The organism is Xanthomarina spongicola (assembly GCF_003148645.1).
In the GTDB taxonomy this organism is placed as follows: Bacteria; Bacteroidota; Bacteroidia; order Flavobacteriales; family Flavobacteriaceae; genus Xanthomarina; species Xanthomarina spongicola.
Genome location: NZ_QGGP01000004.1, coordinates 100301 through 124335, shown reverse-complemented (window position 1 = coordinate 124335; position 24035 = coordinate 100301). Strand labels below are relative to the sequence as shown.

General features: G+C 31.1%; 18 protein-coding genes. 9 read left to right on the top strand and 9 right to left on the bottom strand.

The features are described 5' to 3' along the window. The first annotated feature begins 108 nt into the window (after positions 1–108). Positions 109–795: a hypothetical protein gene (locus LX78_RS09395; RefSeq protein WP_109682412.1), complete on the top strand. Its 687-nt coding sequence runs from the start codon at positions 109–111 to the stop codon at positions 793–795. A gap of 110 nt (positions 796–905) precedes the next feature. Here LX78_RS09395 and LX78_RS09390 read toward each other — a convergent pair whose 3' ends face one another. From LX78_RS09390 to LX78_RS09375, 4 genes are all read right to left on the bottom strand, one after another. Beyond that, positions 906–1880, bottom strand: coding sequence for a BamA/TamA family outer membrane protein (locus tag LX78_RS09390; RefSeq protein ID WP_109682563.1), 975 nt, complete (start codon positions 1878–1880; stop codon positions 906–908). 146 nt (positions 1881–2026) lie between these two features. Next, positions 2027–2926, bottom strand: a complete 900-nt coding sequence (locus LX78_RS09385; RefSeq protein WP_109682411.1) for a hypothetical protein — start codon at positions 2924–2926, stop codon at positions 2027–2029. Positions 2927–2941: 15 nt separating this feature from the next. Continuing rightward, positions 2942–4153, bottom strand: a complete 1212-nt coding sequence (locus LX78_RS09380; protein ID WP_170109832.1) for a DcaP family trimeric outer membrane transporter — start codon at positions 4151–4153, stop codon at positions 2942–2944. A gap of 66 nt (positions 4154–4219) precedes the next feature. Beyond that, positions 4220–5779, bottom strand: a complete 1560-nt coding sequence (locus LX78_RS09375; protein ID WP_109682409.1) for a M20 family peptidase — start codon at positions 5777–5779, stop codon at positions 4220–4222. A gap of 195 nt (positions 5780–5974) precedes the next feature. Here LX78_RS09375 and LX78_RS09370 point away from each other — a divergent pair, with 195 nt between their 5' ends. Beyond that, on the top strand, positions 5975–6520 hold the full coding sequence (locus tag LX78_RS09370; RefSeq protein ID WP_109682408.1) for a YfiT family bacillithiol transferase: 546 nt from the start codon (positions 5975–5977) through the stop codon (positions 6518–6520). 89 nt (positions 6521–6609) lie between these two features. On the opposite strand, the gene LX78_RS09365 is transcribed toward LX78_RS09370, so the two are convergent. The 3 genes from LX78_RS09365 to LX78_RS09355 are packed head-to-tail and all read right to left on the bottom strand — an operon-like array spanning position 6610 to position 8373. After that, complete coding sequence (locus tag LX78_RS09365; RefSeq protein ID WP_109682407.1) at positions 6610–7356, bottom strand: porin family protein; 747 nt, start codon at positions 7354–7356, stop codon at positions 6610–6612. 6 nt (positions 7357–7362) lie between these two features. Further along, on the bottom strand, positions 7363–7857 hold the full coding sequence (locus LX78_RS09360; RefSeq protein ID WP_221407900.1) for a glycine zipper domain-containing protein: 495 nt from the start codon (positions 7855–7857) through the stop codon (positions 7363–7365). An 18-nt stretch (positions 7858–7875) separates the two neighbouring features. Then, the gene (locus LX78_RS09355) at positions 7876–8373 is read right to left on the bottom strand and encodes a nuclear transport factor 2-like protein (RefSeq protein WP_109682405.1); all 498 of its coding nucleotides are present in this window, start codon (positions 8371–8373) and stop codon (positions 7876–7878) included. Between the two features lie 314 nt (positions 8374–8687). Here LX78_RS09355 and LX78_RS09345 point away from each other — a divergent pair, with 314 nt between their 5' ends. Next, on the top strand, positions 8688–10997 hold the full coding sequence (locus tag LX78_RS09345) for a patatin-like phospholipase family protein (RefSeq protein WP_245881508.1): 2310 nt from the start codon (positions 8688–8690) through the stop codon (positions 10995–10997). Positions 10998–11004: 7 nt separating this feature from the next. On the opposite strand, the gene LX78_RS09340 is transcribed toward LX78_RS09345, so the two are convergent. Next, on the bottom strand, positions 11005–11622 hold the full coding sequence (locus LX78_RS09340; RefSeq protein WP_109682402.1) for a GAP family protein: 618 nt from the start codon (positions 11620–11622) through the stop codon (positions 11005–11007). Positions 11623–11799: 177 nt separating this feature from the next. Here LX78_RS09340 and LX78_RS09335 point away from each other — a divergent pair, with 177 nt between their 5' ends. The 5 genes from LX78_RS09335 (at position 11800) to LX78_RS09315 (ending at position 22759) form a co-directional block, all read left to right on the top strand. Further along, on the top strand, positions 11800–13176 hold the full coding sequence (locus LX78_RS09335; RefSeq protein WP_109682401.1) for a LytR/AlgR family response regulator transcription factor: 1377 nt from the start codon (positions 11800–11802) through the stop codon (positions 13174–13176). A gap of 160 nt (positions 13177–13336) precedes the next feature. Next, positions 13337–18841 (top strand): FG-GAP-like repeat-containing protein, encoded by a 5505-nt coding sequence (locus LX78_RS09330; protein WP_109682400.1) that lies wholly within the window; start codon positions 13337–13339, stop codon positions 18839–18841. A 37-nt stretch (positions 18842–18878) separates the two neighbouring features. Then, positions 18879–19712: a T9SS type A sorting domain-containing protein gene (locus LX78_RS09325; RefSeq protein ID WP_109682399.1), complete on the top strand. Its 834-nt coding sequence runs from the start codon at positions 18879–18881 to the stop codon at positions 19710–19712. A 718-nt stretch (positions 19713–20430) separates the two neighbouring features. Then, entirely contained in the window at positions 20431–22092 is a 1662-nt protein-coding gene (locus LX78_RS09320) for a tetratricopeptide repeat-containing sensor histidine kinase (RefSeq protein ID WP_109682398.1), read from the top strand. A 1-nt stretch (position 22093) separates the two neighbouring features. Beyond that, positions 22094–22759, top strand: a complete 666-nt coding sequence (locus tag LX78_RS09315; RefSeq protein WP_109682397.1) for a response regulator — start codon at positions 22094–22096, stop codon at positions 22757–22759. Between the two features lie 149 nt (positions 22760–22908). Here LX78_RS09315 and LX78_RS09310 read toward each other — a convergent pair whose 3' ends face one another. Next, positions 22909–23571, bottom strand: a complete 663-nt coding sequence (locus LX78_RS09310; RefSeq protein ID WP_109682396.1) for a hypothetical protein — start codon at positions 23569–23571, stop codon at positions 22909–22911. A 301-nt stretch (positions 23572–23872) separates the two neighbouring features. Between LX78_RS09310 and LX78_RS14835 the strand changes: the two genes are divergently transcribed. Continuing rightward, the gene (locus LX78_RS14835; protein WP_170109831.1) at positions 23873–24025 is read left to right on the top strand and encodes a hypothetical protein; all 153 of its coding nucleotides are present in this window, start codon (positions 23873–23875) and stop codon (positions 24023–24025) included. The last annotated feature ends 10 nt before the right edge of the window (positions 24026–24035 follow it).

Sequence of the window (24035 nt, the reverse complement as noted above, 5' to 3'; positions counted from 1 at the left end):
TTTTTTAATACTAAGGTCATACTAGCACTTTTATAGAGGTGTTTTTTTAATGATAAGGTTAATGATATAAAAAATTTGATTAACTTTTATCATTCTTAAACCAACCACATGAAAAACCTAAGCTCATTATGCGTGGCTTTAACTCTCTCCTTCATTACTTTTTCGCAGGAACGGTATTTAACCATATCTTCAAAAGATTCTATTAACAACCAACCTAAATTTAAGACTAGTTTGGGTTTTAATATGAAACTTAATGGCTATTACGATGTTTTTGGTGGTTTAAATGAAAGCGAAACTTTTAACGTTGGAATGATTAACGTTTTTGGCACAGACAATTCAAGTAGCTTGCATGTAGATTTATACCAATCGCAAATAAATTGGACATCTCATTTTGTTTTGGAAAACGGAAAAACTCTAAAATCAGTTGTTGAAACAGATTTTTGGGGAGGAAATGGACACATGCGATTACGAAAAGCTTACATAGAATCCGAACATTGGCAAGTAGGTCAAACATGGAATAATTTTGGAGACGAAGATTTGTGGCCAAATATTATGGAATGGGAAGGACCTCCTTCTGGTGTTTGGCTAAGAACACCTCATGTTAAATATACCAATTCCTTTAAAAACCCGAATTGGTTCTATCAAATAAGTTTGGAAGCTCCTATTACAGATTATAATCGTTTTGATGAGCTTGAACCTTTAGTTGAAGAAACCAATCAAACTACTCCAGATCTTACTTTTGCTATATCTTATAAAAGTAAATGGGGACATATTAGAGCTGTATCTTTATTCTAGAGATGCCATGCGTATTAGTTTCGGATTTATGTTTTATTTTTAAAAAGAATAATAAAAGAGTAAAACAACTATTTTAATTAAATGGCCTGTTTTAATTTAATTTTTAAAAACTAGAATGCTTCTCCAATTCTAAAATAAACACCCCAATCATCTTTTCCTATTGCAGCATCAAGCCCTATATTGAATTTTATAGTTTTAAAAGCACGATATCGATATCCAATACCTGCTCCAGGTAATAGTTCACCATCAAAATCTTCGTTATCAGACCCATAAAGCGTGGCAATACCTGCAAAGCCAACAATGCCCATACGCTTTGCGAAATTTAAACGATATTCACCTTGAAGTGCAATTACTGTATCGCCACGATACTTGCCTTCAGAATATCCTCTAATATCATTACCGCCAACTACAGTTTGTTGTTCAAAGGCAATGTTCCCTAATCCAATTGTACTTGAAAAACGAGCTGCCAAGACATCTTTTTGATCTCTCATGTCAAAATACTTATTGTAGTCGGCTTTTATTTTGTTGGCATTAGCATCATTCCCAAACCATTCGGTATAAGTAATCCATTTGGCATTTATCATATTTCCAGTGGTTGGATAATAAACATCGTCACGTGTGTCGTATAACCCATTAAATTCTAATCCATTAGTGGTTGTGGTAGTTTCATCAGCAATATTGTCTTCAAAAACAGTATTGTAACTTGCATACGTATAGGTTATACCTCCATATAATTTATTTACTATTTTTCTTTGAATACCAATGCTAAAAATGGTAGCATTTGTACCATAGTTATAGAATTCTGCATTATTAAACTCGCCTGCAAAAAATTGCGAATTAAGGTCTCCAATTGCAAAAAACAGTGTTCCACGCCACTTATCTTCAATAAAATAAAACTTATTGAAAATGCCTATAAAGTATGATTTGTTAGTTGTATATACACCAGCAGCACCAGATAAGGATTTAGGCGATATACTATCTTGTTTATTCAACTTGTACATGACCATTGGAATACCTCCAATCATAAACTTTAAATTTCGGTTATAGCTTAAAAATGGCATTACCGTAAAGTCTGCATTTTTCATGTCAATTTCTTTTTTATCAAGGCTGTCAGTCGTTTGGGTTTGAGCCTCTGATAAAAGTGAGATAAAAAAAACAAAGACTAATAATTTAAAGTTTTTAAACAAGCTAAATAAACATTTAAAAGAGTTATTAAATAATGTTTCAAACCTTACCAAGGTAATGGAACAACAGGAGCAATAGTTAACCTAAATTGATGTTGTGGGCCAAAAGTGTCTGGTGTTGCTACATAGTACCAATATTGTGCACCAAGTCTAATAGGCATTTTTCCAGCTAAAATTACCTTTTGAATTCCTGTGCCAAGTGGTAATGTTAATTTATTACCATCACCAGCGTTATGATTGTAAGCGTATGTTGGAGAGGCTGCAATTTGCCATCCCTTTTCCAGGTTTATGGTGTAGAAGTATTGGCCAGCTGTAATACTAACATCATTAGATGCAGAACCGGAAGTTGACCAAAAGGCATCAGATAAAATTGTTGAACTAGTTGGATCAGCATCCTTGCTGTCCCCAACACTCCAAGCATGACTAATCATAAAACCTACAGCTCCAAAACTGGTTAGCTTGGCAATCATTAATTCTGGCCCAAGTGTTGTATGACTTGCTCTTAACGCTTCATCGGAAGCTGTCTTAAATCCACCAAAAACACCAACTAATGTTATCCATTTAGAAGGCCAAGTTTTACCTATAGCCACATCAGCACTAATATTTCCAAGTCCAGACTTTTGTTCAAAACCATTAGCCGTAATTGTTGGTTGAGAGATATACATAGGTATTAAGGGTCTTACATATAAATTGATACCTTCGGAAAGTGGTATTGGTAAAGATGGTTGAAAACTTATAACAGAAGCATTTTGTCCACTAGCATTGTTTAAATCACCATTGTAACCAATAAGATCTATGGGGAATAACATTTGTCCTACAGTTGCATTCGGATTAGCTAGTTCTTTAGCTAAATCTGCAGAGCTTTTTTCTTGTTCTTCTTCTTGAGCATTTAAAGTTGCTACCGTAAAAAGTAGAAGAAAAGTCAATAATAAGTAGTTTTTTTTCATTTTATAAGTAATTAATTAAAATTCAAATTTAGCCATGCTTTGGATTCTATTTGCTGCTCCATAAGCATCATTAGTTGTTCGTTGTTCACCACGCATATATTCTATACCGATAGAGAAATTTTTATCAAATTTATATATCAGATTTATATGACCAATACCACCTCGTTTTAATGCATAAGGTGCTCTGGAAGCCGGTGCATCTAGCCAGCCATAAGCATAATTGATGTTGGACTCTAATTTTGGATTCCATCTATGCATAAAACCAGCCATAATTGATTTAGCTAAAATAGGATCAAGTTTTCCATCGGCATTTAAAACAGCATTGGCATTACTACCATTAAAGGCAATAATATTTTCGCCATAAGCATTACCGTAACTAAAATTAAAGGTAAAGTAATTATTGTCTCCTATGTATTGTCGTCCTGCAATAACAAATGCCAATTGCGCAATTTGGTCTTGTGGTCCATCAGTACCACCATCCCATCGTAATTGTGCTATGCTAGATCCTAACCATAAGATTCCAGATTTCCATTTGTAATCTAACCTTAAAGCCAATAAGGGTAATTGTACATTAGCTTCTCCTTCTAAATCATTTGAGTTTTCAATACCTAATGATTCTAAATATTCAAGTCCAGCTGCAATCCTAATCTTATCTGAAATATCCTTTTGGTATCTAATTTGTATCGTACGTCCTCCAAAAAGTGCATCGCCAGCAGCAAAATCAATCATAAAGGACATGGATTCCAGAAAAGATAAGGTAGTCCAAGTTTGACCAATTATAAAATCGCCAGCAGTAATATAAGCATGTCTTATTCTGAATCGATTGTCAGAAGTGAAAAAATCGCCTTCGAAGAATAATTGAAGTGGTATTTTGTTTTCGGCAAAACGTCTAACATCTATATTTATTCGTGTTTCTTTAGCTAAAAAGGAAAGGTAGCCTTCATTGCCATATTCGGGTTCTCCTCTTACAGGAATGGTTGCCATTAAAAATTGACTTTTATCGGTAGTTCCATCTAAATCATAAATGAAATCTGCTTTTAAATAACCCCCAATTTTCATTCGTAAATCGGTATTAAACATAGGCCAAGAACCAGGGAAGTTATCATTAACTAATTGTTCTTTAGCTGTTTTAATAATTTGTTCTTTTAAATCCTTATTTGGAATTACCAATTCTTTTTGTGTGGAATCTTTTTTAGTTTCCACTTGGGCATACATTCCTAAAGTCAATAGGTACGCTATTAAAAGGAGTAAAAATTTAGAATTTCTCAAATGTCTTTATTTATTAACTAAATGTTATAGCTCTTCCAGATTATCAAATATTTGATAAAAGAAACCAATAGATTTGGCATACTCATCAACAAGAATACGCTCATTTACGCCGTGGAACCCTTCAAACTCTTTGGTGTTTTCTAATTGAATAGCTGTGATGGTATAAACATCTGGTGCAAAATCTCTGGCTTGAAAGTGTTTAGAATCTGAACCACCTACAACAAAGAAAGGTGATACAATTAAATCATTCCCCCAAATTTGACGAATTGTTTTTTCAAGCATATTATAAGCGGGATTACCTACTTCTGCAATGTTGGTGGCAGGAGTAGAAGCAGAAATATCTCTAATTTTAATGCGATCATCTTGAATAGCATTTTTCACGTGTTCAATAAGCACCTCAGGAGTATCTCCTGGCATAGGTCTGAAGTTAACCACAGCAGTAGCTGATGGTGGCAGTACATTATCTTTAATACCTGCATTAAACATAGTTACGGCAATGGTAGTATGAAGCATGGCTCTTGTAACTTCATTGCCGGCCATGGCATCTATAAATTTTTGTTCCTGCTCAGTTAATTCATCATCCTTACCAAAGGCTACGGCTGCATATAATGGTTTTAGTTCTTCATCTAATTCCGGTCCCATATAACGGTATTGCGAGCGAACAGCCGGATGAATTTTGTAAGGAAATGGAGCTGCTTCTAATTTAGTGATGGCTTCAGCTAATATGCCAATGTTAGATTCTTCAGGAGGCATTGCCGAGTGTCCTCCAATACCATGTATAGCTAATTCTAAACTAATAAATCCTTTTTGAGCAATACCTATCAAAGCTGTATTGTTTTTAATTCCTGGGAATATACCAGGTGTTAATGGAGCAGATTCATCCATAACATAAGCAAAACGTTCTATGCCACGTTCTTCTAATACATCGGCTATTTTTTTAGCGCCTTCTTCACCACCTACTTCTTCATCTTGACCAAATACAAAATAAAGGGTACGAGCTGGTTGCCAGCCTTGTTTGATTTTCATTTCAGCAGCTTCTAATATTGCATGTACTTGATTCTTATCATCTAATACACCACGACCCCAGATGTAACCATCTTTTACGGTACCAGCAAAAGGGTCTTCTTTCCATTCATGTCTAGATTCCTCTGGAACTGGTACAACATCCAAATGCGCATAAAACAATGCAGGTTCTAATGATGGATCTTTTCCTTCCCAAGTATAAAGGAGACTATAAGGGCGAGGATCGCCATGTAACTCTTTTTTTAAGGTTTTATGTACTTCAGGATATGAAACCTCTATATATTTGTGGTAGTCTGAAAAAGCCTTTTTATCAAAATCGTCTCTATCTTGATTAGAAATGGTTTTATAGGTGACTGCTTTTGATAAGCGTTTAACGGCTGCATCTAAATCAACATCAATGGAAACCTGTTCAATACCTGTCATTTGCATGGAGGTGAAATCTTCAAGATTAACTGATGTTTTTGGTTGGGTAACTTCTTCCGTTTTTTCTGCATTTTGATTGCAATTGAAAAAGACAAAAGCAATTAATAGCGTAATAAATACATTTGGTTTTTTTAACATGACATTAAATTTTAATTTCTTAGAGGTATTTTGTAATTAGTGTTTATGTTTGAAGCATAAATTTGAATCACAAAATTAAAAAATATTTTTTAAGGTAAAGAAGTATCTTTGTTTTATTTTTCTTTCAATTCACATATGGTTAACAGGCGAATAATATATAATACATTGATTATGAGTTAAAAATATTATTAAACTATGACAAATCAAGAACTAGAAAAACTAAAATATCCTATTGGGCAATTTCAATGTCCTAAAGATATTACTACAAACGATATTGGATTATGGATAGAAACTTTGGAACAATTTCCAGAAAGATTGGAACAATTAGTATCCAGTTTATCTAATAAGCAATTAGATACACCTTACAGACCAGGAGGTTGGACTATTAGGCAAGTGATTCATCATGTTGCAGATAGTCATCATCATAGTTATATTCGATTTAAGTGGGCATTAACCGAAGACAAGCCTGTAATTAAATATTATTATGAAGCACTTTGGGCAGAGTTAGAAGATGCTAAAACAGCTCCAATAAATTTATCTATAAATCATTTAAAAGCTGTACATGCTAAATTGGTTTATTTTCTGAAAGGTTTAAGTAAAGCTGATTTAAATAAAAGTTTTATTCATCCAGAACACAATGAAGAAGTTGTGTTAAAGAAAAATATTGGTATTTATGCATGGCATAGCAACCATCATTTTGCACATATAGAAAAATTATTAAAAAGAGAACATTGGATATAAGCTTTTAGTTACTATTAATACATACAAAAAGCATTAAAATTATAAACATCAATGCTTTTTAATATAAAAATGTATTCTTTTTTAAAAGCTCAATTTGTTTTTTCAGCAGTGTTATTATCTGTTGCTTCAACTTTTTTATTCTTTCTACTTCCAATTGGAATACCAACTCCTAGATATACAGATCTGTTATATTGTTTCCCTTCAGCATCGTTTTTATTAATATTAACTAAACCATAATAATATTTTACGTGGATGTTCATGCCCAATTTAGACATTAGCTTATAATTAATAACACCCATTAATCCAGCATCTAAATGCGTGGTTTGGTCTTTAATATCTAGCTCATAAGTTAAATCTTCTTTATCTATAACCTTGTTTGTAAATACATCATGAGCTTTATATCTTAAGCCTAACATGGTTCCAACACCTGTAGAAAAATGGTCGCCAAACTTTCTTTTAATAACCAAAGGGACGTTAAAATAGTTTATTTTACGTTGCACAGAGCCTCCTTCGAAGGCATCATCTAAATCTGGATTATTTAAACTATAAACAGCAATGTCTTCTGCTCCCATGGTAGATTTTACAATAACTCCAGTATTAAAAACCCATTGTGGATTTTTTTTAATTGTAAAATCAAAATAAAAACCTAAATAAAAATTAGGACTTGTGTTTGAAGAAATTCCTTTTAAACTAGAAAAATCTGCTCCTCCATCTAAACCAAACTCTACATATTCTGAATTTAATTTATCTCCAAATAAGAGTGAAATTAATACTTGTGAATGTGCTTGATAGCCTGTAAACAAAAGTATTAACAGGAGAATTGAATATTTTTTCATAGATAGTTATTTAACTGTGTATCCTTTTCCTTCCATACAAGCTGAAAAGGCTTTTTTGTAATCGTCGCTCATAGCTTTTTCTTGATTAGCAGCAGCTTGATTATTTTGTTTTTGTTGTTGTTGGTCGTGAGAAACTTTTGCTCTTCTACCTCTTAAACCACCCAGAATAGCACCAATAGCAGCTCCTTCTCCAGCATCTCCAGCAATGGCACCAATAGCAGCTCCAGCAGCAGCTCCACCAGCAGCTCCAACTACAGCAGTTCCATCTACCGATTTATCAACTTGCGCAGCTTGAACTTTAGTAGGATTCATTGGGTCGAAACCTGTTTGATTCATTGCCCATTTATAACATGCAGCTTCATCTGCATCTTGCGTAGCTTGGTCTTGATTGTTTGCTGGGAAAACATATAATCCTATGCTTGAAGCTATAGATTTGCTTTGAGCTTTAGCAGCAAAATTAAAAGACATTATAATTATACATGTAAATATGATATTTTTCATTTTATATAATTTTTGAGATTATAAATTGTTTGGGTTTATAAATACATAGCCTAATTGTTCTAGAACATCAGCTTCATTATAGAAAGTATAACTTTTTATAATCTTATTATTTTCTATTTGATAAATTGAATTTGCCCAAATAATTACAGAACCTTTGTCGTTTTTATAATCAATTTTTAATTCTGCCCAATTAGAAACCCATTCTCCTTGATTATCTCCAGTAGTAATTTTTATAGCAGCATTTCTTGATTTATCGTAATGAACTTTTTTATACAGAGTTTCAACATTATTTTTCCAATTAGCAATAGCTTGTGTTTTGTTAATGGAGTCTCCATATGAAGGGCCTAAACCTAGATAGTTTTCATCTAGATATAAATCCATAGCATCAAAATCCATATTTTCTACAGCCTTCACATAATTTCCTATTAATGCGAGGTTTTTTTCTGAATTATCAACTTCAGAAGTACAACTCATCACTAATGTAATAACCATTAGAGCTAAAATTAGTTTTTTCATTTTTATTAAATTTAATTATGTATAAAGTAATGTGTTTCTTAGTGTTTGTGTATTGTTTTTAAGACAAATATTATTTTAGCCAGTTAATTAACTAAACAAATGTAATTTTATTTTTGACTTAAAAATACAATTAAATAAATTTTTAACCAATTTGCTTTGTATAAACTAATAATATAATGTTTGTAGTTTTTACACAGATAATTTTACCTTTAGACATTAAGAAATTTTGTATGATTAATAAACTCATTAAAAACAAGCCAATCTCATTAATAAGGTCTTGTTTTAAAAGTTTAGTTTGCTTAAACCAAAGTTTTTTGGGAGTATGTATGCTTACTTTATTTATTTCACTTCCATTAAGCATTTTTTCGCAAGAAGAAAAACCAAAAGTTGCCTTAGTTTTAAGTGGAGGAGGAGCTAAAGGCATAGCACATATTCCAGTATTACAAGCTTTAGATAGTTTGGGAATTGTACCAGATTTAATTGTTGGAACGAGTATGGGAAGTGTTGTTGGAGGTTTGTATGCTATGGGTTATTCTGGAGATAGTATTGCTAAAATTGCAAGTCAGGCTAATTGGAGTGAGCTTTTAGGTGGAGATGTGTCTTTACGAGATGTAGGCGTAGAAGAGAAGAGTGAATTTGGACGTTATTTGGTTAGTTTAGATTATATAAATGGCAAGCCAAAAATAAAAGCCTCTTTATTGAAAGATCAAAACCTTAGAGAGTTTTTATCTTCTTTAGTTTATCCTGTATATAATGTTACTGATTTTAATGATTTTTCAATTCCTTTCCGAGCAGTAGCTACAGATTTAGTTAATGGTAATGTGGTTGTTTTAGATGAAGGCTCTCTAGCAATTGCTATTAGAGCTAGTATGTCTATACCCAGTGTGTTTCAGCCTGTTCCATATAATGAAACCTTATTAGTTGATGGAGGCGTAGTAGATAATTTCCCGACAGATATAGCCAAAGAATTAGGAGCAGATATTATAATTGGTAGCGATGTTGGTGGAGGGTTACAGCCAAAAGAGAAGCTGGATAATATTGCAACTATTTTATTTCAAACATCTATGTTAACTAGTAATCTAAAAGATCCTGCAAATAGAGCATTGTGTGATATTTTAATCGATCATGTTGAAAACCTAACTTATTCTACTCAAGATTTCGAAAAAAGTAATGCCATTTATAAACAAGGTTTAATTGCAAAAGATGCTAATGTTAGTCAATTAGCTGCTTTAGCTGAAAAATTAAAGACGTATAAACAAAGAACACATAAATTACCTGAAGTAAAAGATGAATTTGTTATTGATAGTATTTTATATCATGATATTAGTAAAGAGAATTTAAATCTTGTAAAGGCAAGAATGAATATTTCTCCAAATAAAAAATATCATATCAAAGAATTGATTAGTGCTGTTGACAGAGCCATGGGAACTGAGCTTTTTTATCAATTAACATATAGAATTGAAGCTGTAGATGGATTAAAATATATGCATTTATATGGTTTTGAGAAAGCTAAAAATCAAATAAGTGGTGCACTCCATTATGACACTCAACAAGGTGTAGGCCTGGTTGTTAATTATTCTGGAAGAAATATTTTAGGATATTCTTCACGATTATTAATAGGTCTCGATATTGCAGAGCATCCAAAGTATAGAATTCAATATCAGCAAAATGTTGGTGAGACTAAAAATTGGTGGTGGCGAGCAGAATCTTTTGGTCAAAAATTAAAGCAAAATTATTTTGTTCAAGGAAATAAAGGGGAAGAATTAAAAACTTCATATTTCCAAGTTTATGGTCAAATTAATAAAAATCTTAATTCTATATATAATTACATTGGATTAGATATTAATTATGAATTTGTAAAATTAAAACCTTCAGTCGACCCTTCGTTTACTAATAATGCGTATGATTTAAGAAAGTACGATTTTAATAATGTGGAAGTAAGTTTCCAGTTTCATCATAATTCAATGAATCAGGTTTTCTTTGCTACATCTGGTATGTACATTAATACTCGAATAGGTAGATCTATTCTTCATGATGTAGATGTTTCATATGAAGATAATCCACAAAACAACACAGATAGTTCTACAAATGGTTTTTCAAAACTTAGTTTATTGTTTGAAAAAAGAATGGCGATAACTAGAAAAACAACACTAATAGCTGGCATGTCTTCAAGATTTATGTTTATTGACAAACTTGGGCAAAATGAAGTTTCAATTTTACAATATGGTCAAGCAGCTAAATATTTATTAGGTGGAAATCTTGTAAGACCCATTAGAGATACTTTTGTGTTTCAAGGGCTTGAAGATTCAGAATTAGTAGCGACTCAATTTATGAAACTAAATTTTGGATCTCAATTCAATCCATTAAATAATATTTATGTAACACCATATGTTAACTTAGCCTCTGTTGGATTTGGTGATTTTGATGATTATATGAAGGATGCTTTTTCTCCAAAAGGAGATTGGATTAATACAACAAATACTAGTTTGCTTTTTTCAATGGGAACAACAATTTCTTATAATTCTATTCTTGGACCTGTGAATTTTGATATGGCTTACATTAATAATCTAAACAAAGTAAAACTCTTTTTTAGTGTAGGGCTTCAATTAAGTATTCCATATTAACATTGTTTTAAAAAAGGATGAGAAAAATAAAAATTGACAGCGTTAAAATGTTTATAACGTAGCCATGAGTATTTAGCCAGATGTTTAATTTATCCATAATCTGATTTCCTTTTTTTCCAAAACTCCAATAAACAAATAGCGGTATAGCTGATATTAAACTCACCATAGCAAAAAACGGAAAAGCCCCTAATATAGAACTGTTGTGCGTGTTTAGAAGACTTCCAACCGTAAAGGACATAGCTATATCTCCTGGCATTAAAGCAATAAGAAAAAAAGCAATTAGCGCAATTCTAGATAATGTAGCATTTTTAACACTTTCCAACCATTTAGGAAGTTTGGTTAGTTTTTTTCTGTTAATAATTGTTTTAATTAAAATATAAAAAAGGATACCAGCAAGAAGATATTTAAAATAGGGTTTCCCATGAGAAGATAATTTATGAAAATGTGTTGCTTGTATTACAAAATAGTAAATATAGGTTGTTAAAATAATACTAGCGGTAATAGATAAAATATACACTAAAGAACTTTTTACAGGGTCTTTTCTTGTTATAAGTAACATAGGGACCAAAATTTGAGGCCCAAGCATGACAGTAAAAGCAAGAGGAACGAATGTTAAGTTATCCATAAACTATAATTAAGAATCAATAAGTAATTGGTTAAATATACGTAACAATTTACATACTTTTATTAATATAATTCTATATTAAAGTTTGTTGTATGTTTAAAAGAACTTTCATCTTAGAACACTGTAGGTTGGTTATTACATTGAAATCTTATATATTGTTCTGACTTAAATTTTATAATGAATAAAACTATTTTATATTCTGTATTCAGTTTACTTTTTTTATCCCTTAATTTTTCAGGTTATGGACAATCTGAGCTTCTAAATAATCAGGAAGTTATAAAATTGAACAATCTTTTAAAAAAGCATGCAAAAAATACAGACAGTCTAACTTTTTATGCCAATAAATTACTAAGTTATTCCGAAGAAAATAATCTGGAGTATTGGAAATACAGTGCTTATGTAGCATTAGGAAATTCGCAAAGAAATTCAGGGCATGTTATTGAGAGTAATAATATGTATCATCTTGCATTAAATATTGCAGAAGCTATTTCAGATGAGAAAGCGCAATATATGGTTATGAATAATATTGCAATGAACCATAAACGCTTAAACCGAAATGATTCGGCATATTTTTATTTTAAGAAATTAGATAAGTATCATTCTAAACAATTAGAAATTTTGCCTGCTAGTATAGCAAAAATGAATGTTGGATTAACGTTTCTTCAATATCAGGAATTAGATAGTGCAGAATATTACTTAAATAAGTCGTATAAAGGTTTTAAAGATTTAAACAATAAACGATTTATTGGCCAAAATTTGAATTTGCTAGGTGAGCTTGAATTACAAAACGAAGCCTTTAAATTAGCACTAGAGTATGCTGATTCTTGCCTTGTTTTAGCAAGAGAAAATAATTTGAACTTTTTGTTGCCTACTAATTATTCCTTGCATTCTAGAATTTATAAAGGCATGGGGAATACTGAACTAGCAGATAAGTATATAAAGCTTTCTCAAGAGTCTCGACCTAAAAACGTGGAGCTTTCAGATTCTAGAATATCAAATTTAAATAATGCCATTAGAGTTGATAAAGCAAAAGTATATGAGACAGTTATAAACGAAACCAAAGATTCTAAACAATTTTTTAAATCTAGTTTTGCAATAGCCTTGATTGTTATTTTAGTATTGGTTTTTATAGTATTTATTTTTTTTAAACGCCATAAGGCAATAGAAAGTGAGTTTAAAGACATTCAAAAAAAGATTGATGCTATAAGAGAAGCAAAGCAAGAAATGGGCAAACCTCATGAAGATAAGTTAATTCAGTTAAAAAGTAAAGCGTCGATTAATTCTTCAAATATTTTATATGTTAAGTCTGATGGGCATTATGTAAAATATTTTTTAGACACTAAAAAGAATCCAGAAGTAGATAGAAATACTATGATTGAAGTTGAAAAAATGCTACCATCTCAAATATTCGTACGTATTCATAAATCTTACATTGTAAATATTAATAGAATTAAAATTATTAATTCAAATAAAGTTATGCTAGATACTGGTGAGTGGATTAATTTATCTCGTGTGTATAAACAAGCTTTAAAAGATATTCTTAACAAGACCTAATTTTCTGGTATTTCATTTATAATTTCATGTAGGTTGTGAACAGAAAGCTGTCATTCACGACAAAAATTCTTTGTTTGGTTAGCTAATCCATAAATTACATAGTGCTATTAATCAATTTTTAGAATATACCAGTTTTGTATTCTAACCAAACCAGCTAACTATGAAATATTTTTACTTTAGATTAACTCTAGTTTTTTCTTTATTATTTTCAATTAACTTAAATGCGCAAATAGTTTTTACGGAAGACGTAACAGTGCCTTTTGATGGCGTTAGGGGTGACGTTGCATTTGCCGACGTTGATGGAGACAACGACCATGATGTATTGATTACAGGATATGATGGAACTAATCCCACAACTAAATTATACACCAATGATGGATTAGGTGGCTATGCGTTAGTGCCAGGCACTACCTTTCAAGCATTTTTTATAGGAAGCGCAATAGCATTTGCCGATATTGATGGTGATAACGACCAAGATGTGCTAATAGCAGGAAATACTAGTACTAACTTCCCATATTCGAGACAAACTAAACTATATACTAATGATGGTACTGGTGTTTTTACAGAAGTAGTAGGCACTCCATTCGATGATTTATGGGAACCCTCTTTGGATTTTGCTGATATAGATGGCGACAATGATTTAGATGTACTAATAACAGGTGCTGGAACAGCATCATATATTACCAAACTTTATACTAATGATGGTAGCGGTAATTTTACAGAAGTTATTGGAACACCTTTTATAGTAACTGGGTCGAGTGATTCCGAGTTTTTAGATATTGATAACGATAATGATTTAGATATTTTAATTACTGGAGTAGATGCTAGTGCTAATATAAATTCTTTCTTATATACCAACGATGGTAGTGGGAACTTTACCATCATGCCAAGCCAACCTCTTGTAGGTGTATATCAATCTTCAGTATCTTTTGCAGATATTGATGGTGACAATGACAATGATTTACTATTAACAGGTGTTACTAGTACAGGTCAAGGTGTTTTTCTTTATGAAAACGATGGTAGTGGTAATTACTCTTTAGTTCTTGGAACCCCTTTTGCATCAATGAGTGGAGAGGCTCTAGATTTTGCTGATATTGATGGTGATAACGATCAAGATATAGTAATTACGGGTGGTTTACAATCTAAAGTTTTTAGTAACGATGGCAATGGAAATTTTGTCGAAGAATTAAGCGTTCAAATTGAAGGAACCAATGAATCTGCTCTAGCTTTTGCAGATGTAGATAACGACAATGATCAAGATTTAATGGTAGTTGGAAATGGAGCATTATCAGGATCTATTGCCAGATTATATCTTAATGAGTCGAATCCTACAGTTGCTATACCAGACACCAACTTTGAACAAGCCTTAATCGATTTAGGTATTGACACCAATGGCTTAAATGGTAACATATTAGAAGTAGATGCGCTAGCTGTTACTCAACTCTACATTAGTGATCCTGTTAACAACCCCAATTTCCCAAATGTAAATGCTCCTATTTCAGACTTAACTGGATTAGAAGGTTTTACAAATTTAGAACGTTTTTCAGCAAATGATAATAGTTTAACGTCCATAGATGTTACACAAAACACGGCATTGGAGTTATTATTTTTAAAAAATAATCAAATAAGCACCATAGATATTTCGAACAATTTAAGTTTAACTCTTTTATCATTAGAAGGCAATAATCTGTCCAATATAGATGTATCCAGCCATACTGCTTTAGCTCAATTATATTTAGGAAGTAACAATCTATCAAGTATTGATGTAACTAATAATATTAATTTAGATAGGTTTTACATTAATGACAATCAATTAACTTCAATAGATGTTTCCAACAATACACTTTTAAAAAGGCTGTGGTTGCATAACAATTTAATTTCAACTATTGATGTAACAAACAATACAGCACTTGAATTATTATACTTAGAGGGTAACCTATTGACTTCTGTGGATGTCAGTCAAAATACCAATTTATTTAATTTAGCTGTAGGCTATAACTCAATTACCAGTTTAGATGTTACTAATCTCACTGTAATAGAGGCTTTAACTACTGAAGGGACCTTAATAAACTCATTAGATTTAAGTCAGAACACAATTCTTGAACAACTCGTGGTTTCAGATAATCCTAACTTAACAAGTATAGATGTATCAAACAACCCTCAGCTTTGGAACTTATTAACTTTTAACACACCTATTGCTAGTTTAGATTTATCGAACAATGCAATTACAAGTTTATACGCTGGAGATAATGCTGCTCTTAGTTTTATGGATTTACGTAATGGAAACAACGTAAACATGACCGTTTTTGATGTGCCTAACACGCCAAACTTAACTTGTATTAATACAGATGCTGTAACAGCACAAGTTATGGTAGATTCTGGAAAAGTATTAAGTACAGATTGTAGTAATACCACAACGATTGCAATTCCAGATTCCAATTTTGAGCAAGCCTTGATTGATTTAGGTTTTGACACCAATGGCTTAAACGGAAATATTTTAGAAACCAATGCGCTTGCAGTAACGAATCTATATATAGGTGATCCGTTAAACAATACTAATTTACCGAATGTTAATGCTACAATTTCAGATTTGACAGGTATTGAAAGTTTTACAAACTTAGTACGATTATATGCAAATGATAATAGTATTACAACTATAGATGTAACTCAAAACGTCCTTTTGGAAAGGTTGCAGATTCACAACAATCAAATAGCTTCTATTGATGTGACAAATAACACAGCACTTGAGGTATTATGGTTAGAAAATAATTTGCTAACTTCTGTAGATGTTAGTCAAAATACAAGTTTACTCAATTTAGCAGTAGGTTTGAACCCGATTACAAGTTTAGACGTTACTAATCTTACAGTTATTACAAACTTAACAACTGAAGTTACACAAATTAGTGCAATAGATTTAAGCCAAAATCCAGAATTACGACAAATGTGGATTGCAGACAATCCTAATTTGACAAGTATTGATGTATCAAACAATCCATTGCTTTTTAATTTAGGTATTTATAACACCTCAATATCAAGTTTAGATTTATCAAACACTGCTATAGAAACCCTATATGCAGGAAATAATGCATCACTTAGTTTTATGGATTTTAGAAACGGTAATAACATAAACGTAACTGTATTTGATGTGTCGAATAACCCACTATTAACTTGTATAAATACAGATGCTACTACTTCGCAAGTTATGGTTGATTCAGGAAAAGTATTAAGTACAGATTGTAATAACACCACAACTATAGCTATTCCAGATGCCAATTTTGAGCAAGCACTAATAGATTTAGGTTATGACACCAATGGATTAAACGGAAATATTTTGGAAACCAATGCACTAGCTGTTACTCAACTATACATTAGCGATCCTCTAAATAATGCTAATCTCCCTAATGTAAATGCTACAATTTCTGACTTAACTGGATTAGAAGGTTTTACAAATTTAGAGCGTTTTGCAGCTAATGAAAATAGCATAACGTCTATAGATGTTACACAAAACACTGCGTTAGAATGGTTGTTTTTAAGAAATAATCAATTATCTAGTATAGATATCTCAAATAATTTGGCATTAACAAGATTCTCATTAGAAGGCAATACAGTTTCCTCTATAGATGTTTCATCTCATTCAGCTTTAACTGAATTATATTTAGGTAGTAATAATTTTTCTAGCATTGATGTGTCTAATAACATAGCTTTAGACAGGTTTTATATTAACGACAATCAAATAACTTCAATAGATGTTTCCAACAATACACTTTTAAAAAGGCTGTGGTTGCATAACAATCTAATTTCAACCATTGATGTTACAAGTAATACAGCACTTGAATTATTATACTTAGAGGGTAACCTATTGACTTCTGTAGATGTGAGTCAGAATATAAGTTTACTCAATTTAGCAGTAGGTTTGAACCCGATTACAAGTTTAGACGTTACTAATCTTACAGTTATTCAAAACTTAACAACAGAAGTTACTCAAATTAGTGCGTTAGATTTAAGTCAAAATGTAGAATTACGACAAATGTGGATTGCCGACAATCCTAACTTAACGAGTATTGATCTTTCTAATAATCCACTGCTTTGGAATTTAGGTGTTTACAATACACCTCTAGAAAGTTTGGATTTATCAAACAATGCCATAACAAGTTTATATGCTAACGATATGCCAAACTTATACCGATTAGATTTAACCAATGGTATGAACACCAGCGTAACATATATAGACATAACTAATAACCCTAGTCTTGAATGTATTTCTGTAGATGACGCAGCTTATTCAACAGCTAATTGGACAGAAGTAGATCCAACTGCTGCATTTAGTGAAGATTGTAATTCCGTTTGGACAGTTTATACTACAGATCCAAATTTAGACACTGCAATTAATGCTTATTTGGGAGTTATTGATACAGACATGGATGGTGTGATGTCTTATGAAGAAGCATCTAATTATACAGGGACTTTAGATTTAAGTGGCTCTGGAATTATAGATATAACTGGACTTGAAGCTTTTACTAGTGTTACAGAAATTAATTTATCTGGAAATTCTATAACAGACATTAGTAGTTTAATTTTTGGTAACGTAGTTACATTAACGCGTAATGATTTACAATTTAAAACGGTTGAACGAAGAGCTTTTAATTCTTTACAAATATTAAACTGTAGTAATAATAATTTAAAAAGTTTAGATGTTAGTATTATTACAACATTAACATCTTTAGATTGCTCTAACAATCAATTAGAAGTTTTAAATGTCAAGAATGGGAATAATACAAACTTTGTAAATTTTGATGCTTCTGGAAACCCAAGCTTATATTGTGCTTTAGTAGATGATATTTCTTATTCTAATACCAACTGGACAGCAATAGACAACCAAACACTATTTAGTGATACGGACTGTAATGCTAAATTACAACCAAAAGTATTTTTGCAAGGCGCTATGCTAAATCCAGTTTCTGGTGAAGAGCATTTAATGAGAGATAATTTGAGATCTCTTGGGTATATTCCAACAACAAGTCCTTATGTAGATGGTTTAACATGCGATGTTTCTGTTTTTAATGTAACAGGAGATAACGCTATTGTAGATTGGGTAGAGATTTCACTTAGAAATGCCTTAAGTCCAGGAAATAAATTACAAACCAGATCTGCTCTGTTACAACGAGATGGAGATGTTGTAGATGTCGATGGAGTATCTGAAATAGCTTTTAATCTATGGGCAAAATCTTATTATGTCTCAATTAACCATAGAAACCATTTGGGAGTTATGTCTAATGGGCCAAATATTTTGAATTTTACTCCTTCTACATTTAATTTTTCCGATGGAAGTATCTCAACTTATGGCACAAATGCCCAAGTCGTTTTAGGTTCAGGAGATACAGGGCTTTGGGCTGGAAATACGAATGGAGATCACATCATACAATATTCTGGGGTTGTACCAGATTCGCCAAGTATCTTATCTTTTGTACTTAATGATCCAAGTAATATATTTAATTTACCAACCCACTTTGTAGATGGCTATTATAATTTTGATGTAGATATGAATGGGAGAGTTCAATATACTGGATCTACTCCAGAAACACCATTTATTTTACAGATTGTCTTAGCACACCCAGGAAATGTATTCAATCTAAGCACGCATCAAATACTAGAACAATTGCCATAAATTTTAACAAAACACTATTGATTTAAATTTTAATACTATGAAAAATTTTACATATTTATCACTCATTTTTTTAACGAGCTTGTTTTCAACACAAGTTTATGCTCAAGATGGTTACAGCTATACTTTAATACATGATGATGGTTATAACTTTACCGTAGCTGCAGTACCAAATTATGATTCTGGTACTTTTACACCAATAACAGAATCTTATGGTTTTGTAATTGTATTACCAGATGGGATAACAGCAACTTTTAATGAGTACTTACCAACTGGAACTTCAGGCACACCTACAGCTCTAGATGGAGCAGCTGTCTCAGGATTAGATCCCTCAATGGCAGACAAAGATTTATATTTAATAACAACAGTAACCAATGCAGCAACTTTTGCAGCTCATACTGCAGGGACAGTAATTCCATTAGTAAGTTTAACGGTTAATGGAGGTCCAACGTCTGGAGAGATTAGTATTTTATCTAACGATTCGGCATTAGTCTTGGCATATTCACCATTAGAGAGTTTTATGCAAGTAGATGTTGTAGACGATGGAACAGTTGTTTTTGGAAATGGTATTTTAGCAGGTACTGGATTAACAGGTAATACAAGCTTTATGTTTTCTACATTAACAGTGGAACAAGTTGTTTTAGAAGATAATACTATAACTATTTATCCTAATCCAGCTTCAGACTATATTACTATTATTTCAAATTTGAGCAGTACTTATATGTTGATAGATATAAACGGAAAAGAAATATTTAGTGGATCTGTAATAAATGGACAAAGCACTATAGATTTATCAAAACTTAATTCTGGAATTTATTTTATCCATTTCAAGAATGATAGCAATATTACTATCAAAAAAATAATTAAGAACTAAAGAAATAATTTTTATTTAATTTAATATTAGTATCAATTATATAAGGAAAAAAGACGCAAAACATATGTTTTGCGTCTTTTTTTAATAAAAAAATTCATCATGACATACCATGTCATACTTTTTTTAGAAGAGGTGAATTACATTTGTACTATCAAGTTGAAATGAAAAATAAAAATTTGATTAGTATTGATTTTAGAATGACCAAGATTGATTAATAGCAGAAGTTTTTTTGGTTGATTGTAAAAGAGTCTTGCAGAAATGTAAGGCTCTTTTTATTATGTTTTAATAGTACTGATTTAAAACAATAAAAAAGCCCTACACTCTTTCATGTAAGACTTTTACTATTGTAGCGAGACCGAGATTTGAACTCGGGACCTCTGGGTTATGAAAAATATAACTATTTGATAATCAATTAGTTATATTGATATTTTTGCTAAATTTGTATTCAAAAACGAGAACAATCTTTGTTCACTAGTTTATAATTATTTGAAGTTTCAATATATAAAATTTTTATAAAAAGACTGTTATTTAGACAGATATAATTTCTGTTTGAAAATGATGGTATTTACTTGTAACAGTTTTTAAATTTTAATTAGGTGATTCTGGAAGTGAACACGGTTTTTTATTTATTTAATGAAAGTTTACTTAATAGAAGCACATGAATTTTAAAATAATATAACCAAAAACATTCTTATCTTAGTTGTGCCAAATATAGACAATGACCTTCCAATTTAAATTTCTAATATTTTTATCTTTAATCTATGGGGCTTGTGGTTTTGCTACTTGTAAAATAGTACAACAAAAACCAGTTGATAGTGCTGTTTATTACTACTACAAAGTTTTAAAACCAGATTCTAAAACTGATTTATTGCATGCATTTGTATTTTACAGAAATAAAAAAGATGAAAACTTAAAACAACAGGATACATTAAATGCTATTTATAACCTAAGACAAATAGCAATTATACAAAAGAAATTAGGCATATTGTACGATAGTGAAACTACTGCTATTGAGGCTTTAACTCTTTTAGAAAAACTCCCTTTTGAGAAAACCACAAAAGAATCTAAAGCTGGAATATATAACCATTTAGGAAGGGTTTATAGTGAAATGCAGGATTATACTAATGCCATTATTTACTATAAAAAAGCTCTTGATATTGCAGAAACTGAGGTGCAGGATTTGGTATTACGTAACAATATAGCATATGCGCATATCAAGGAAGGTAGATTTTCATTGGCTCTAAAAGAGTTTGCAACTATTTTGAATGATAGTGAAAAGTATAATGATTCCATAATTATTGCCAGAACATTAAATAATTTGGGTGTAGTAAAGGGAAAATTACAAGATTCAACAGCTCTAAGAGATTTTGAGAAAGCTTTAGAAATCCGATTGTCTTTAGGTAATAATTCCGATATTTTAGGAAGTTATTTAGACCTATCGGTATATTATGAAGATAAAGGAGATTTGGTACAGTCAAGATACTATGCCCAAAATGCTTATAAACTAGCAAAATTATCCAATAACCCAACGCATTTGGCACATGCTCTTAGTCTCTTACTGGATCTTAAGGAAGATGATGAAGTACATTCCTATAAACAACTGATGGATAGTATTCAGACGGCTAACTTATTGATAGAAGGGAAATATGCTTCTAAAAAATATGCTCTTGCTAAACAAGAAGCCTTGGCAAATGACAGACTTTTGCAACTAGAAAAAGAAAAAAACTATAAATATCTATATGGTTTCCTTGCTATATTTATTTTAAGTCTAGGTGTTATTACTGCCTTTTTTCAAAAGCATCGTTTTAAAAAGCAAAAGCAATTAGAAATATATAATACGGAACTCCGAATCTCAAAAAAAGTTCATGATGAAGTTGCTAATGGTGTATATCACATTATGACTAAGATTCAGCACGAGGAGAAAAACAATGAAGCAGTTTTAGATGATTTAGAAATAATTTATAATAAAACAAGAGATATTTCTAGAGAGCATAATGAAATCCCAATAGACGAAAATTACCATGATCTATTATTCGATATTTTATTAGCTTCAAAAAGCTCAGAAGTAAATATTATTATAAAAGGGTTAACTAAAATAAATTGGGAAGATATTTCTGATGTTAAAAAAATCACCATTTACCGTGTGTTGCAAGAATTAATGACTAATATGAGCAAGCATAGTCAGGCATCATTAGTGGTTGTTGATTTTAAAGAAACGGCTAGAAAAACAACTATTTCATATTCAGATAATGGCATAGGATGTACGTTAAATAAGAACAATGGCTTGCTAAATGTGGAAAACCGTATTCATACATTAAATGGTTCCATTACTTTTAAATCTCAAACAAAGCAGGGGTTTCATGTTTTAATTAGCGTTTAAAATGTTTAAAAAAGTATTAGTTTCAGATGATTTGGTTAGCATTAATTTAGGAATGTTGACCATTTTAGATAGCCTTAATGTAAAAGATGTTGCGTCAGTACAATATTGTGATGATGCTTATTTAAAAATTAAAAGAGCGGCATTTGATGATGTTCCATTCGATTTGTTAATAACAGATTTATCTTTTAAGAAAGATCATCGTGATCAAACTTATCAAAATGGTGAAGATCTTATTATAGCTTTAAACAATGAATTTCCAGACCTAAAAGTAATAGTGTATTCTATAGAAGATCGTATTCAAAAAGTCAAAAGATTAATTAATAATTATCAAGTTAAAGCATACGTTTGTAAGGGTAGAAGAGGACTTGTAGAATTAGCTGAAGCGATTAAATCGGTAAATAATAACCAACTTTATGTTTCCCATGTAGTATCCCAAGCTTTACATAAAAAATCAGATTTGGAAATTGATGATTATGATATTTTCTTAATCAAACAATTATCAAATGGTTTAACACAAGACCAAATTAGTACTTATTTTAAATCAGAGAATATCTCACCAAGTAGTTTAAGTTCTATAGAGAAAAATCTTAACAGATTGCGTATTCAATTTAAAGCCAATAATGCTATTCATTTAGTTGCCATTGTTAAAGATTTAGGGTTGATTTAATTTATTTCTTCTCTTTACGGATAACAGTAAGGAAATAGAAATACCTTATTTTATATTTGGTCTAAGCTATTAACATGCTTAATTAACGTGGGAGAGTTTATAAAGCGTACATGCTATTGTACGCTTTATTTTTTTATTAATATTATTTGTTAATTGTTTTCTTTACAAATGTATTTTTCTTTAATGTAGATGGTAACTTCTTTTAATGTTCTACCAGTTATGGGGTGAACTCCAAAATGATTAAAAAATTCATATTCTCCATTAATGGATTTTCCGTACCATAAATTTGCGCTACCATCTTCTTTAAAAAACATGTAATTACATTCTGGGTCAATCCTTTTAAAATTATTCAACAAATTTTCTTGAATTGGTATGGCGTTAACTTCTTCACAGCTAACTTTCTCATACTTTACATTATCAGTCCAAGTCATGCACTTATTTGAAAGAGAATCAAATCCAAAATAAGAAGCTATAACAATTAAAGAACCTACTATTATTCTCTCTTTCGTTTTTTTTGGCTTAACTAGTTTTGATTCAGGAATAGGGTTTTTATTTACATAATCATTGAAATCTTCGTATTCTAAAAATTTACTCAAATGATCAGCTATTGCTGGGGAGATATTTATCTGGACTTTGTTTTTTTTAATAAGATTGTTATAATAATTACGTAGTGTTCTCTCATTAATTTGAAAATTATGCAGCTCTTCAACTTTATCTACAATATACTTAGCTTGTTGTGTAACAATATCTGAATCAATATCATTTGCTGATTTTTTAAAAACTAAAACTACTAATTCCCTATACCTATTCATCTAATCTTAATATGCTTTAAAGCTACAAATAAAAATAAATTTAGATGGAAAATACTTTTCCATCTAAATTCCATATGCTTTCCAGTCCTAAAAACATATATATCCTTCATTTGCTTCAAATCGAATTGATGAAGTAGTCTGTAAAGTAAATTGGGAAGTTAGCTTTCAAACTACATCTTCAATTCATTCTTCCCGAATTAGAGAGACGTCTCCAATTAAAATGTGTGTGTTGCTATACACTTTATGAATCCTAAAATCATTCGGGCAGCAACACTATTGTCTAATTTAAAAAGAGCCAACAATGAAAAAAATGTTTTTACTGCTTATCATATCAAGTCTTTATGTAGGTTTAGTTTCATGTGATCCTGAATCTATAGAAGACAACAATAGGACGGCAGAATGTTGTGGGAATGAAGGAGACCTTCCTCCACCACCTCCACCATCTGGAGGTTAGTATATGGAAT

Bases quoted from the DNA above. Each gene is read 5' to 3' on its own strand.
- LX78_RS09330 (WP_109682400.1), top strand. From the start codon at position 13,337: ATGAAATATTTTTACTTTAGATTAACTCTAGTTTTTTCTTTATTATTT.
- LX78_RS09340 (WP_109682402.1), bottom strand. From the start codon at position 11,622: ATGGATAACTTAACATTCGTTCCTCTTGCTTTTACTGTCATGCTTGGG.
- LX78_RS09355 (WP_109682405.1), bottom strand. From the start codon at position 8,373: ATGAAAAAACTAATTTTAGCTCTAATGGTTATTACATTAGTGATGAGT.
- LX78_RS14835 (WP_170109831.1), top strand. From the start codon at position 23,873: ATGAAAAAAATGTTTTTACTGCTTATCATATCAAGTCTTTATGTAGGT.
- LX78_RS09325 (WP_109682399.1), top strand. From the start codon at position 18,879: ATGAAAAATTTTACATATTTATCACTCATTTTTTTAACGAGCTTGTTT.
- LX78_RS09335 (WP_109682401.1), top strand. From the start codon at position 11,800: ATGAATAAAACTATTTTATATTCTGTATTCAGTTTACTTTTTTTATCC.
- LX78_RS09395 (WP_109682412.1), top strand. From the start codon at position 109: ATGAAAAACCTAAGCTCATTATGCGTGGCTTTAACTCTCTCCTTCATT.
- LX78_RS09360 (WP_221407900.1), bottom strand. From the start codon at position 7,857: ATGAAAAATATCATATTTACATGTATAATTATAATGTCTTTTAATTTT.
- LX78_RS09390 (WP_109682563.1), bottom strand. From the start codon at position 1,880: ATGAAAAATGCAGACTTTACGGTAATGCCATTTTTAAGCTATAACCGA.
- LX78_RS09365 (WP_109682407.1), bottom strand. From the start codon at position 7,356: ATGAAAAAATATTCAATTCTCCTGTTAATACTTTTGTTTACAGGCTAT.
- LX78_RS09315 (WP_109682397.1), top strand. From the start codon at position 22,094: ATGTTTAAAAAAGTATTAGTTTCAGATGATTTGGTTAGCATTAATTTA.
- LX78_RS09370 (WP_109682408.1), top strand. From the start codon at position 5,975: ATGACAAATCAAGAACTAGAAAAACTAAAATATCCTATTGGGCAATTT.
- LX78_RS09375 (WP_109682409.1), bottom strand. From the start codon at position 5,779: ATGTTAAAAAAACCAAATGTATTTATTACGCTATTAATTGCTTTTGTC.
- LX78_RS09320 (WP_109682398.1), top strand. From the start codon at position 20,431: ATGACCTTCCAATTTAAATTTCTAATATTTTTATCTTTAATCTATGGG.
- LX78_RS09385 (WP_109682411.1), bottom strand. From the start codon at position 2,926: ATGAAAAAAAACTACTTATTATTGACTTTTCTTCTACTTTTTACGGTA.
- LX78_RS09310 (WP_109682396.1), bottom strand. From the start codon at position 23,571: ATGAATAGGTATAGGGAATTAGTAGTTTTAGTTTTTAAAAAATCAGCA.